The 13014-nt window shown below is 71.4% G+C and carries 13 protein-coding genes; 5 read left to right on the top strand and 8 right to left on the bottom strand.

Translation table 11 applies throughout. The features are described 5' to 3' along the window. Positions 1-2 precede the first annotated feature (2 nt). Genes ABZO29_RS05640 through ABZO29_RS05630 form a run of 3 tightly spaced genes read right to left on the bottom strand, consistent with a single transcriptional unit; the run spans position 3 to position 1866 of the window. Entirely contained in the window at positions 3-638 is a 636-nt protein-coding gene (locus ABZO29_RS05640) for a DUF6461 domain-containing protein (protein WP_367319011.1), read from the bottom strand. Between the two features lie 10 nt (positions 639-648). Continuing rightward, a complete protein-coding gene (locus tag ABZO29_RS05635; RefSeq protein WP_367319010.1) occupies positions 649-1185 on the bottom strand; it encodes a hypothetical protein in 537 nt (178 codons plus the stop codon). A gap of 9 nt (positions 1186-1194) precedes the next feature. Then, on the bottom strand, positions 1195-1866 hold the full coding sequence (locus tag ABZO29_RS05630) for a nucleoside/nucleotide kinase family protein (protein WP_367319009.1): 672 nt from the start codon (positions 1864-1866) through the stop codon (positions 1195-1197). 78 nt (positions 1867-1944) lie between these two features. Between ABZO29_RS05630 and ABZO29_RS05625 the strand changes: the two genes are divergently transcribed. From ABZO29_RS05625 to prcB, 4 genes are all read left to right on the top strand, one after another. After that, positions 1945-2340 (top strand): nuclear transport factor 2 family protein, encoded by a 396-nt coding sequence (locus ABZO29_RS05625; protein WP_367319008.1) that lies wholly within the window; start codon positions 1945-1947, stop codon positions 2338-2340. A 63-nt stretch (positions 2341-2403) separates the two neighbouring features. Next, positions 2404-3144, top strand: coding sequence for a beta-phosphoglucomutase family hydrolase (locus ABZO29_RS05620; RefSeq protein ID WP_367319007.1), 741 nt, complete (start codon positions 2404-2406; stop codon positions 3142-3144). Continuing rightward, on the top strand, positions 3141-5483 hold the full coding sequence (locus tag ABZO29_RS05615; protein WP_367319006.1) for a glycoside hydrolase family 65 protein: 2343 nt from the start codon (positions 3141-3143) through the stop codon (positions 5481-5483). The genes ABZO29_RS05620 and ABZO29_RS05615 overlap by 4 nt, the downstream gene beginning before the upstream one ends. 92 nt (positions 5484-5575) lie before the next feature. Next, positions 5576-6430: a proteasome subunit beta gene (gene prcB / locus ABZO29_RS05610; protein ID WP_367319005.1), complete on the top strand. Its 855-nt coding sequence runs from the start codon at positions 5576-5578 to the stop codon at positions 6428-6430. A gap of 18 nt (positions 6431-6448) precedes the next feature. Here the strand turns inward: prcB and ABZO29_RS05605 are convergent, their stop codons facing one another. The 4 genes from ABZO29_RS05605 to sthA all read right to left on the bottom strand — a co-directional run bounded on the left by ABZO29_RS05605 (position 6449) and on the right by sthA (position 11366). Next, positions 6449-7162: a Type 1 glutamine amidotransferase-like domain-containing protein gene (locus ABZO29_RS05605; protein WP_367319004.1), complete on the bottom strand. Its 714-nt coding sequence runs from the start codon at positions 7160-7162 to the stop codon at positions 6449-6451. Next, on the bottom strand, positions 7159-8118 hold the full coding sequence (locus ABZO29_RS05600) for a hypothetical protein (RefSeq protein WP_367319003.1): 960 nt from the start codon (positions 8116-8118) through the stop codon (positions 7159-7161). The genes ABZO29_RS05605 and ABZO29_RS05600 overlap by 4 nt, the downstream gene beginning before the upstream one ends. Positions 8119-8128: 10 nt before the next feature. Then, the gene (locus tag ABZO29_RS05595) at positions 8129-9601 is read right to left on the bottom strand and encodes an APC family permease (protein WP_367319002.1); all 1473 of its coding nucleotides are present in this window, start codon (positions 9599-9601) and stop codon (positions 8129-8131) included. Positions 9602-9962: 361 nt separating this feature from the next. Next, positions 9963-11366, bottom strand: coding sequence for a Si-specific NAD(P)(+) transhydrogenase (sthA, locus tag ABZO29_RS05590; protein WP_367319001.1), 1404 nt, complete (start codon positions 11364-11366; stop codon positions 9963-9965). Between the two features lie 172 nt (positions 11367-11538). Between sthA and ABZO29_RS05585 the strand changes: the two genes are divergently transcribed. Further along, positions 11539-12657: a sulfite oxidase gene (locus tag ABZO29_RS05585; RefSeq protein ID WP_367319000.1), complete on the top strand. Its 1119-nt coding sequence runs from the start codon at positions 11539-11541 to the stop codon at positions 12655-12657. Here the strand turns inward: ABZO29_RS05585 and ABZO29_RS05580 are convergent. After that, positions 12654-12857: a hypothetical protein gene (locus tag ABZO29_RS05580; protein ID WP_367318999.1), complete on the bottom strand. Its 204-nt coding sequence runs from the start codon at positions 12855-12857 to the stop codon at positions 12654-12656. The genes ABZO29_RS05585 and ABZO29_RS05580 overlap by 4 nt on opposite strands. Positions 12858-13014 lie beyond the last annotated feature (157 nt).

Raw genomic sequence — 13014 nt, 5'->3', positions numbered from 1 at the left:
GGTCAGTCGGCGAAGGTCATCCGCGGGGTGCCGCGCACCGCGTAGGCCGGCAGACGGGCGTCGTCGAGGCAGGCGGGGGAGAGGGACAGCCCGAACCGCCGCTCGACGACGCCCAGGGTGCGGCGGTACACCACCCTGAAGTGCTCATCCTCCGCGGCGAGTTGTGTGTCTCCGTCGGCCGCGAGGACATTGCCCGCGACGAGATCGGGCAGCAGCACGTCCGGCTCCTCCCCCCAGCGCCGGCGCTCTTCCGCCAGTCCGAAACCGCACAGCACCACGCCGTCGCGGGCGTAGGCGACAGTGGCCGGTGGATGCTCCTGCATCGGCACGTACTGAACTGCCTCGACGCCGTCACGGGAGATCTCCGCGAGCAGGTCACCGCCGGTCGAGTCCCCGTACTCCAGGGCGAAGGCCCAGCCCGCGCTCTCACCGACGCGCACGACGCCGTCTCCGTCCGCACCCGGTCGATACACCGTGATGCCGAGGTCCCACACCTCGGCGTCGGTGATCGGTTCCGTCGCCCGGTCCGGGTCGCCTCCCATACGCAGGGCAAGCTCCTCGGGTGATATCCCGCGTGCGAAGACGACGCTGGACATCCAGCCCTCCAGGTCCACCACCCATTCGATGCCGTCAGCCATGGCAGTGACCTTAAAGGTCGGCACCGACAACGGGGTTGGGACGACGCCCCGTCCTCACCAAGGCAGGCCGAGCAGGCCCCAGCCGCACCGGTCGGCCTCGTTCACGATCACGCCCCACTCGCGCGGCAACGCCGCGCACGGTGTCCGGCGGGCAGACGAGCAGCAGACGCGGCCGCCAGGGTTCCGGATCCGTCGGGAAGGGACCTCCTTCCGCGACTTCCTCGTCCGCGTCCTCTCCGCCCCGGATCAGACGGAGCACAAACCCGTCCAGCGCATCCCGTAGCACCGGATCGCCGAACGCGCGTACGTCGTCCCAGCGCTCCCCGGCCCAGAAATGCGGCTTGTACGAGCCGTTGGTGCTGTGGAACTCGTACCGGCCGCACCAGGGCACCTTCGGCGACGCGGGTATCACCCAGCCCCACGCGGGCTCCGCGTCCCAGTCGGTCTCCGGACAGGCCGCTTCCTCCAACAGCTCCAGCCGCTCACCCACCGGCGTCGACTCGAGCCGCCCCCAGCCCACCGCCGGCACGGTGATGTCCTCCCCCATGCGATCAGCCTAGGGCGCCCCGGACGGCTCGTACGGTGCTGCCAGGAGCGTCGGTGGGACCACCAGGTCGGCCCGGTCACGTGTGGCCGCGACCAGGGCGGCGTTGCGCTGGTCCGTGCCCACTACCCAGGCCACCGCCTCCTGGCGGCCCTTGCCGAACTCCTCGTGCCGGGCGATCAGGCGCCGGACGCGGTCGTCCTCGTCGGCCTCGCAGTACCACACCTCGTCCAGCTGCGACCGCACACGCGCCCAGGCGCCCGTCTCCAGCAGCAGGTAGTTCCCCTCCGTCACGATCAGCCGGGCCGCCGGCGGCACCGGTACGGCCCCCGCGATCGGCTGCTCCAGGACCCGCTCGAAACCGGGCGCGTACACGATGTCGTCCTCGGTCTCCTCGCGCAGGCGCCGCAGCAGTGCCGCGTACCCGGCCGCGTCGAACGTGTCCGGCGCGCCCTTGCGGTCCCGGCGGCCGAGGCGTTCCAGTTCGACGTCGGCGAGGTGGAAGCCGTCCATCGGGACGTGTGCGACCCATGGGTCGCCGGTGCCGTTGAGCTCCCGTACCAGCGTTTCCGCGAGCGTCGTCTTGCCCGCGCCCGGGCTCCCGGTGACGCCGAGCAGCGCGCGGCGGCCGTCCCGTACGAGGGAACGGGCGCGCAGGAGCAGATCGTCGAATGTCAGGGGCACACAGCAGAGTGTGTCATCGATCAGGTGCGGGGCGATGAGGAGTCTCCTGGAAGGGGGAGGGAGAAGGGAGCAGCCACCATGTCCGACGACGAGGCGCGGATCCGCGCCCTGATCACCGAATGGGCCGACGCCGTCCACCGCGGCGACCTGGACGGCGTCCTCGCCGACCATGCAGAGGACCTCGTGATGTTCGACGTACCCCCGCCCGACCAGGGCATTCGCGGACTCGACGCCTACCGGGCGACCTGGCCGCCGTTCTTCGACTGGCAGGCCCAGGGCGCCTGCTTCGACATCGAGTCCCTCGACGTCACCGCGGGCACGGACGTCGCCTACGCACATGCCCTGCTGCGCTGCGGAACACCCGAGGAACTCGCCGCGCATCCCACCGCGCGCCTCCGGCTGACCTTCGGCCTGCGCAAGGAGCGGGGCCGCTGGACGGTCGCCCACGAACACCACTCGTTCCCGCACGACTGAATCCGACCGACATGTGGCGCTCGCCACCCGCTGGACGCGGCGCTACGGGGAACCGTGTCCTGTATGACGGAGCTCGGTCTTCCCGAAGAAATCCAGGCCTGCCTCTTCGACCTCGACGGGGTCGTCACGAAGACGGCCGTGGTCCACGCGGCCGCCTGGAAGGACACGTTCGACGCTTTCCTGCGCGAACGCGAGGGCGAGCACTTCCGCCCGTTCGACGCCCACGCCGACTACGACGAATACGTCGACGGGCGCCCGCGCGCCGACGGCGTACGCACCTTCCTCGCCTCCCGTGGCATCGACCTGCCCGAGGGCGACCCCGACGACCCGCCGGGCGCCGAGACGGTCCACGGCGTCGGCAACCGCAAGAACGAACTGCTCCTGGCGCGGATCCGCACCCAGGGTGTCGAGGCGTACGACAGCACGCTGCGCTACATCGAGGCGGTGCGCGCGCACGGGCTGCGGACCGCGATCGTCTCCTCCAGCGCCAACACCCTGGACGTGCTGCGCTCGATCGACGCCGAGCGCCTCTTCGACGTACGCATCGACGGCGTGGTGGCCGCCGAGCGCAGACTGCCGGGCAAACCGCGCCCCGACACCTTCCTCGCCGCCGCCCGCGACCTCGGGGTGGAGGCGGCGCGGGCAGCCGTCTTCGAGGACGCGCTGGCCGGCATGGACGCGGGCCGCGCGGGCCGCTTCGGTTACGTCGTCGGCGTCGACCGCGTAGGACAGGCAGAGGCGCTGTACGCCCACGGCGCCGACGTCGTGGTGAAGGACCTCGCCGAACTGGGAGGCCGCGCGTGATCACCCACCGCTCGTACGCCGTCGAACCGTGGACCGTCCGCGAGACCGACCTCAGCCTCGACGTGCTGGCCCAGAGCGAGTCCGTGTTCGCGCTGTCCAACGGCCATGTCGGCTGGCGCGGCAACCTCGACGAGGGCGAACCGCACGGCCTGCCGGGCGCCTATCTCAACGGCGTCCACGAACTGCACCCGCTGCCGTACGCCGAGGCCGGCTACGGCTACCCGGAGTCCGGCCAGACCGTCATCAACGTCACCAACGGCAAGGTGCTGCGGCTGCTCGTCGACGACGAGCCGTTCGACCTGCGCTACGGCCGGCTCGTCGCCCACGAACGCACCCTGGACCTGCGCCGCGGCGTCCTGGAGCGGACCTGCGAGTGGACCTCCCCGGCCGGTACGACGGTACGGGTGCGCTCCACCCGGCTGGTCTCGCTCACCCAGCGGGCGATCGCCGCCGTGGCGTACGAGGTGGAGCCCGTCGACAGCCGGACCCGCCTCGTCATCCAGTCGGAGCTCGTCGCCAACGAGAGCCTGCCCGACCCGAACGGCGACCCGCGCGCCGCGCGGGCGCTGAAGTCGCCGCTGGAGCCGGAGGAGGACGCCACCTCGGGCCACCGGCTGCGCCTTGTCCACCGCACCCGGCGCAGCGGTCTGCGCGTCGCCGTGGCCGCCGACCACGTCGTCGTGGGGCCCGAGGGCACCACGACGCACAGCGAGAGCAACGTGGACGTGGCCCGGCTGACCATCACGTCCGTGCTCGAGCCGGGCGAGCGGCTGCGCGTGGAGAAGCTCGTCGCCCACGGCTGGTCCGGCACCCGCTCGCGGCCCGCGATGAGCGACCAGGTCGAGGCGGCGCTCGCGGCGGCCGATCACAGCGGCTGGCGGGGCCTGCTGGCCGACCAGCGGGCCTACCTCGACGACTTCTGGGACCGGGCCGACGTCGAGGTCGACGGGGACGAGGAGATCCAGCAGGCGGTCCGCTTCGCCCTCTTCCACGTCCTTCAGGCCGGCGCCCGTGCGGAGCAACGGGCCATCCCGGCCAAGGGCCTGACCGGATCCGGCTACGACGGCCACGCCTTCTGGGACACCGAGACCTTCGTGCTGCCCCTGCTGACCTACACCGCGCCCGATGCCGTGGCGGAGGCCCTGCGCTGGCGCCAGAACACCCTGCCCGCCGCCCGCGAGCGCGCCGCCCAACTCGGCCTGCGCGGGGCCGCGTTCCCCTGGCGGACCATCGAGGGCTCGGAGGGGTCCGCCTACTGGCCGGCCGGCACGGCGGCCTTCCACGTGAACGCCGACATAGCGGACGCCGTCGTGCGCTACACGGCGGCCACGGGGGACACGGACTTCGAACGCGACACCGGCGTCGAGCTGCTGGTGGAGACCGCCCGCCTGTGGCGCTCCCTCGGCCACCACGACACGCACGGCGCCTTCCACATCGACGGCGTCACCGGCCCCGACGAGTACAGCGCCGTCGCCGACGACAACACGTACACCAACCTCATGGCCAGGGCCAACCTGCTCGCCGCGGCCGACGCCGTCCGGCGCCACCCGGAGGAGGCGGCGGGTCTGGACGTCGACGACGAGGAGAGCGCCGCCTGGCGGGACGCGGCCGAGGCCGTGTACATCCCGTACAACGACGAACTCGGCGTGCACGAACAGCACGCCGGCTTCACCCGCTACCAGCCCTGGGACTTCGCGGGCACCGGCCCCGACCAGTACCCGCTCCTGCTGCACTTCCCCTACTTCGACCTCTACCGCAAGCAGGTCGTCAAACAGGCCGACCTGGTCCTGGCGATGTACACGTGCGCCCACCACTTCGACGACGACGAGGTCGCCCGCAACTTCGCCTACTACGAGCCCCTGACCGTACGGGACTCCTCGCTGTCGGCGTGCTGCCAGGCCGTGATCGCCGCACAGGCCGGCCATCTCCAGCTCGCGTACGACTACACGACCGAGGCCGCCCTGATGGACCTGCAGGACCTGGAGCACAACACCCGCGACGGACTGCACATCGCGTCGCTGGCCGGCACCTGGATGGCGCTGGTGGCCGGTTTCGGCGGCCTGCGCCGCGACGGCGACTCCCTGCGCTTCGCGCCGCGCCTGCCCGAGAGGTTCAGCCGTCTCGCCTTCACCCTCCAACTCCTCGACCGCCGCCTGCGCGTGGAGATCGGGCCTGACAAGGCGACGTACACGCTGCTGTCCGGCGCGGCTCTGACGATCCGTCACCATGGAACGGAGGTGACCGTGAACGGTGAGGGGCCCGCCGTCCGGCCCGTACCGCCCCCGCCGGCCCACCCGGCTCCCGGACAACCCCCGCACCGCAGGCCGAAAGCACGCTGAGCCACACGCGGACGCCGCACGCGTTTCCCGCCCGGCGGCACCTGGTAGGACTCCGATGTCGGCCGAGGAGGCCGGGGACGAGGGGGAGCGGCATGACAGGCAGCGAACGTGTCGGCCGGTTGGGGGAGGAGTTCTTCACTCCCGGGACCTCGTCCTTCAACGAGTTCCTGGCCGCGCACCGGCCGGAGCTGCTGCCCACACGCCGCCCGTTCCCCGACGGAGTCCGCGCCGCGCCCGACAGCTTCCCGCACGGCACCACGGTGCTGGCGCTCACCTACCGCGACGGCGTGATGATCGCCGGCGACCGCCGGGCCACGATGGGCAACCTCATCGCCCAGCGAGACCTGGAGAAGGTGCACCCGGCGGACGACCACACCGCCGTGGCCTTCGCCGGCAGTGTCGGGCTCGCGCTGGACATGGTGAAGCTGTACCAGGTCGAGCTGAAGCACTTCGAGAAGATCGAGGGCATCCCGATGACCCTCCGGGCCAAGGCGAACCGGCTGGCCGGGATGATCCGGCAGAACCTCGGCCAGGCCATGCAGGGCCTCGCCGTCGTACCACTCCTCGCCGGTTACGACGTCACGGCCGGCGCCGCGGCCAGGGGCCGTATCTTCGGCTACGACGTCACCGGTGGGGCGTACGAGAAGACGGACTTCCACGCCGAGGGCTCCGGCTCCCCGTACGCCCGGGGTGCGCTGAAGAAGCTGTTCCGGCCGGGCATGTCGCGGCGCGAGGCGGCGCTGGCGGCGCTCCAGGCGCTGTGGGACGCGGCGGACGACGACTCCGCGACGGGCGGCCCGGACATCAACCGCCGGATCTTCCCCATCGTGTCCGTCATCACCGAGGACGGCTTCCAGCGGCTGTCCGAGCCGGAGACCGAGGAACTCAGCCGGCAGATGGCGCAGCAGCGCAGCAGCCGCCCGGACGGGCCGAACGCGGCGCCGTGAGCAGGTGATCGCCCGGTATCACCCGGTGCCGAACACACGGCAGGGCAGGGGCCGCTCGACGGCCCCGCCCCGCCCGTCCGGCTCCACGCGGTACAGCCGGGACTCCGGGGCGCGGGTGACGGTCTCGGTCGGCTGTCCTTCCGTGAACAGGACTCCCACACCGTCGTCCAGGGCCCACCCGGCGGGCAGCGCGCCGGTCGCCACGGCCTGCCGGTAGGAGGGACGGCGGCCCGGTTCGCTGTCGTAGTGCGGGCAGACCGAACCGGGCAGCAGACCCAGCCCGTCCGGCAGGAACGTCAACGGCCCGAAGGAGTCGGTGTGCGATCCCTTTGCCCAGCAGTTGGCGCCGGCGCTGATCCCGCACAGCAGGGTGCCCCGGTCGTAGGCCTCACCCAGCAGCCGGTCCACGCCGTGCGTGCGCCACACCGCCAGCATGTTCGCCGTGTTGCCGCCGCCCACGTACACGACGTCCTGCGCGAACAGGAAGGCGCGCAGCGACTCGTCGTCGAGGTCCCGCTGGAACAGTCGCAGGACTGAGGGCCGGCAGTCCCGCGAACCGAAGGCATCGAGAAATCGCTCGACGTACGTGGCCGCGTCACCGCTGGCCGTGGGCACGAAACACACCCTGGGCCGCGCGGCGCGCGCATGACCGAGCACCCAATCGTCCAGCAGACCGTCTGTGTCGGTCGAGAAGCCGCCTCCGAGCAGCGCCAGTCGACGCCTCACGTTCACCCCCGTAGCCCCAGTTCCTTGCGCCACTTGACGATCTGCTTCGCCGGATCCCCGGTGTACGACCACGGCGTTCGCGTGGCCCGGGTGCCGAGCATCGCCAGCAGGTCGCCGGCCACGTCCTCCGCGCCCGCCTGGCAGGCGGCGTGCGTCAGGTAGTTGAGGTCGCGCAGCTCGGCCGGGGCGACGGCGCTGTCCGCGCGGCCCATGACCCACCGCTCCCAGGTGCGCCGTACGTCGCTCAGGGCGCCGTCGTTGTTCCAGTGCTGGCCGAGGCCCACGGCGGCGTGGTGTCCCCGCGCGGCGTCGAGCGCGAAGCGGTACTCCTCGACCCGGGCGTACTGCACCAGCACCGGCAGCGGACTGCCCGGCGGCGCCACGCCGGCCGCGTCGCGGGCGAAGTCGTACATCAGGCCGTGGGTGCCGTGCCAGCGCGCCGAGTAGTAGTGCAGGACCTGCAGATGGCCCTCCATGCTGTACGGGTCGCGCTGGTACAACTCGTCCCACCAGCGCGCCAGTTCCTGTCGCCGCACCCCCGACGCGTACAGCCGCGCGACCGAGATCAGTGAAACCCACGGGGTCGGATCGTCCAGGTAGGCCTCGCTGGCCGTCAGGCACGCCATCACCGCGGTGTCGATGCGCCGCGGGTCGATGGGCACGCCCCGACCCGCGGCGATGGCCAGGTTGAACGCCCGCGCCGTCTCCGTCGCGGCCCGCAGCACCAACGCGTCGGCGCTGCGCGGCTCGGCGGCCAGCCAGGTCTCCACCGTCGAACTGCTCGCGCAGGCCTGGGCGAGCTGCCGGACCCGGTGACCCCGGACGATCCAGTCGGGGCCGGTGGCGCGCAGCAGTTCCCTGAGTCCCTGCCAGCGGCCGATGACGATGTCGTGGCGGGTGGAGGCGAGGGCCGCGTCCCCGCAGTCGGAGTCGAAATCGGGAGTGAAGCGGTCTCGCGCCATCGGGTCCCTCTCAGAAGTCGGTGGGGAGACCCTCGTGGGCGGCCTGCCGTACGGCAGGCCCGCCGTCGGGGACATAGACCGTCTCCACGGTGCGCGACGCGTCCAGACGGGCCGGCCGGTAGTACTCACTGCCCTTGCGCCAGTACCAGAGCATCGGAATCAGCCCGACGGCGAGGCCGCCGATGCCGATCACGACCGCCGCCGGACTGAGCTCGCCCAGCGACTCGAAGAAGATCCAGAACATGAACACGGCACCGAACAGCGGCCACAGCCCGCCGAGGAGGAAGTTGGCAGCGGACTTCAGCAGCATCTTCCGGTAGGCCACCACCACCGCCAGGCCCGCGAGGCCGTAGTACACCGCGATCTGCAGGCCGATCGCCGAGATGGCGTCGGACAGGATGTCGCCCACCGAGCCCAGGGCGTTGGAGGCGACGAACAGCACCAGCGCCACCGCGCCCACCACGGCGATGGCCACCCACGGCGTGTTCCATGTGCGGTGCACACGGCCGAGGACGGACGGCATCGTACGGTCGCGGCCCATCGCGAACAGTGAGCGCGTGACCTGGATGAGCGTGGTCTCCAGGGTCGCGATGGTGGACAGCATCACGGCCACGATGAGGAGCTTGCCGCCCGGGCCCGGCCAGACCTCCTCGCCGAGCGCCGCCAGCACGTTGGCACCGTTGTCCTCGATCTGCCTCGACGTCAGGATGACGTTCACGGCGATGGTGAACACCTCGAAGAGCAGGAAGACGATGCCCACCCCGATCAGCCCGGCGAGTCCCGTCGTACGGCGGCTGTTGCGGGTCTCCTCGCTCAGGTTGCTGGTGACGTCCCAGCCCCAGTAGTAGAACGCGGCGACCAGCGCGCCCGAGGCGAACCCCGACATGCCGTCGAAGTGGCCGAAACCGAGCCAGGACCAGTCGAAGGCCCGGGCGCTGCCCGAGTGGAAGAGGGCGAGCACCGCGAACAGGGCCAGGATGACCAGCTCGACACCGGACATGATCAACTGTGCGCGGACAGTGAGCCGGGCGCCGCCGAGGACCACGCTCAGCATCACCAGGAACCAGACCGCCCCGACCACCGTGGACAACGCGGTGTTGTCGGCGAGGCCCTCGTCGAACAGAGCGAGCGTCATCGATCCGGCGGGCAGTGAACCGGCCACCATGAAGATGGTCGCCGAGATCACCAGCGCCCAGCCGCTGATGAAGCCCAGAAAGGGATGGAGCGTGCGCCCCACCCAGGAGTAACTCGCGCCCGCGTTCACGTCGATGCGGCCGAGGTAGCTGAACGCGAGCGCGATGCCCAGCATGGGTATCGCGCAGTACAGCAGCGCGGCCGGACTCGCGAGCCCGACCGCGCCGACGAGGACCGCGGTGGTCGCGGCGATGGAGTACGCGGGGGCACTGCCCGCGACCGCCATCACCACTGTGTCGAACGTGCCGAGGACGCCTGCCTGCAGCCCTCTGCCGCTGCTGTTGCTCATGGTTGCGCTGCTTTCCGACTTGCACGACGCAAGGCCCAGAACGGACCTACGGCGTTGAGGGGGGGGTGGCTCCGCCTCGTTCCGTGGAGGGGTGGCCTCGGGGCGGGGCGGCGAAAAGCGCCCGGTGGGGACCGTGCAGCCGCTGCGTGGACGGCCGGTCACACCGAGTGTGCGAGTGATGATAGCCCCAGCGATCGGCCTTTCAAGATTGACCTGTGGGTAATCTCCCGGGGCCGGTGGGTAATCTCCAGGGCCGCCCTCACCATAGGAGAACGGCATGTGAGGAGCGGGGCCGGTCTGGCCCAGGGCGGATGAAGGCCGGGGGTCCAGGGGGCGCAACCCCCTGGACGGCGACCGGCGGTCAGTCCCCGATCCGGTCCAGGTGGCGCAGCTTGTTCGTGGCGTCCAGGGCGGCGACCTTGTAGGACTCCGCGAGCGTCGGGTAGTTGAACACCGCGTTGACCAGGTAGTCCACCGTCCCGCCGCAGCCCATCACGGACTGCCCGATGTGGATCAGCTCGGTCGCGCCGGTGCCGAAACAGTGCACGCCGAGCAGCGTGCGGTCCTCGGGGGACACCAGCAGCTTGAGCATGCCGTGCGCGTCGCCGATGATCTGCCCGCGGGCCAGTTCGCGGTACCGGGCGATGCCGACCTCGAACGGCACGCAGTCCTCGGTCAGCTGGTCCTCGGTCCGCCCCACGAAGCTGATCTCCGGGATCGTGTAGATGCCGATCGGCTGGAGGTTGTGCATCTGGCCCACGGGCTCCCCGCAGGCGTGGTACGCGGCCGCCCGCCCCTGCTCCATGGACGTCGCGGCCAGTGCCGGGAAGCCGATGACGTCGCCCACGGCGTAGATGTGCGGCACCTCGGTGCGGTAGTGCTCGTCGACCGTGATCCGGCCGCGCCGGTCCGCGGACAACCCGGCCTTGTCGAGGTCGAGTTCGTCGGTGAGCCCCTGCCGGCCGGCGGAGTACATCACCGCGTCCGCGGGGATCTTCTTGCCGCTCTCCAGCACGGTCAGGGCACCCCGCGGATGGCGCTCGACGGCGGAGACGGTCTCCCCGAACCGGAAGGTGACCGCCAGGTCCCGCAGGTGGTACTTCAGCGACTCGATGACCTCGACGTCACACATGTCGAGCATCCCGGCCCGCTTCTCCACCACCGTGACCTTGCTGCCGAGCGCGGCGAACATGGAGGCGTACTCCATGCCGATGACGCCGGCGCCCACGATGACCATGGAGCGAGGCACCCGTTCCAGGGTGAGTACGTTGTCCGAGTCGAGGATCGTCCGCCCGTCGAACTCCACGCTGTCGGGCCGCGCCGGCCGGGTCCCGGTCGCGATGACGATGTGGTCGGCGCTGATGAGCCGCTCCTGACCGGTGACCTCGCGCAGGGCGACGGTGTGGGGGTCGACGAAGCGGCCGGTGCCCGCGTAGAGGGAGACGTGGTTGCGGGACAGCTGACTGCGGATGACGTCGACCTCGCGGCCGACCACGTGCTGGGTGCGCGCGGTCAGGTCGGCGACGGTGATGTCCTCCTTGAGCCGGTAGCTCTGTCCGTACAGATCGCGCTGGGTCAGGCCGGTGAGGTACAGCACCGCCTCGCGCAGGGTCTTGGAGGGGATGGTGCCGGTGTGGATGGAGACCCCGCCGACCATGTCGGCGCGGTCGACGACGGCGACGCGGCGGCCGAGCTTGGCCGCCGCGATGGCGGCTTTCTGGCCGCCCGGGCCGGATCCGAGGACGAGTATGTCGAAGTCGGGCATCCACCGGAGTCTGGCAGCCTGAAGGCCCTCTTCGAAAGGGTGAACCCGCAACGGAAGGATGGCCGAACCAGCGCGGGGCGCAGGGCAGTTGTGATCCTGACCGAGAGCGCCGGCCGCCCGCGCGGGCGTCTTCGGGCCGACGCGACGGGCCGAACGGCGCGATAATGGCCGCATGGGCGATCGACTCGGCGATGTGAGCGCCCCCGCCCGGCTGGCCGCACCCGACGAGGGCATCGGCCGGGACGAACTGGCGCTCGCCACCCGCAACCACGGCCTGCCGCTGGAGGCACTCCGCCACGACGTCACCCCGGCGGGCCTGCACTACGTCCTGACGCACTACGACATCCCGTACGTCCCCGACGGCACGCCCTGGTCCCTGACCGTCGGCGGCCGGGTGCGCCGCCCGCTGCGCCTCGACCTGGCCGACCTGCGGGCGTTCCCCGCGGTCACCACCCGCGTGACCCTGGAGTGCGCGGGCAACGGCCGGGCCCTGCTGACGCCCCGGCCGGTCAGCCAGCCCTGGCTCGTCGAGGCGGTCGGCACCGCCGAGTGGACGGGCGTACCGCTGCGGCTGCTGCTCGCCGAGGCCGGAGTCGGATCCGACGCCGTCGACGTCGTGTTCACCGGCGCCGATCACGGAGTGGAGCGCGGCGTCGAACAGGACTACCAGCGGTCCCTGCCCGTCGACGTGGCAACGGGCGGCGAGCCCGAGGTGCTGGTGGCGTACGCGATGAACGGTGCCCCGCTGCCCCCTCAGCACGGTCGCCCGCTGCGCCTGGTCGTGCCCGGCTGGTACGGCATGGCCCATGTGAAGTGGCTGCGCGACATCACCGTGGCGGACGCCCCGTTCACCGGCTTCCAGCAGGCCGTCGCCTACCGGTTGCGCCGGCACCCCGAGGACGCGGGCGAACCGGTCACCCGGATCGCACCCCGCGCCCTGCTCGTCCCGCCCGGATTCCCGGACTTCATGTCCCGGGCGCGCGTGGTGCGACCCGGCCCGGTGACCGTGGAGGGGCGCGCCTGGTCGGGGCGGGCACCCGTGACGAAGACCGAGATCAGCACGGATGCGGGACACACCTGGCACCCGGCCCGGCTGGAGCCTGACGCGGGGCACCGATGGGCCTGGCGCCGCTGGAGCTTCGTCTGGACCGCCACGCCGGGCGAACACGTGCTGAGCGCGCGGGCCACCGACGCCGAAGGGCACACCCAGCCCCTGGACCAGCAGTGGAACCGGGGCGGTTTCGCCAACAATCTCGTCCAGCGGGTCCCGGTGGTCTGCGCGGCCCCCTAGGGCAGCAGCTTCTCTATGGCGTTGGGCCCCTCCTCGGCCAGCTTGCGCCGGGCCCATTCCAGGTTGCGCGGGGTGATGTCCCTGCCAGTGGCCAGAACCATGTCCTCCGGCGACACTTCGGTGCCGTGGGCGTGGAGCAGGTTGTCCGGGGTGACACGGCTCCGGCTCGGCCGGGACGCTTCGGGATCTGATGTCGGCATGATGTCCGCTCCTCGGGTCCGGAGGGCTGCTGCGGCCCGTTGCTCTCATCGGGTCCACTATCACCATTCAACGCCCTGGCGCACAGTGCATCCGGAAGGGTGATCGCCCCGGGACACCACAGTTGCGCGAGATGCCGCGGTGGCCCGAGATGCCGCA

The organism is Streptomyces sp. HUAS ZL42, from assembly GCF_040782645.1.
Classification (GTDB): Bacteria; Actinomycetota; Actinomycetes; order Streptomycetales; family Streptomycetaceae; genus Streptomyces.
Note: the sequence above shows the minus strand (reverse complement) of the source record. Positions and strands in the feature narration are given on the sequence as shown.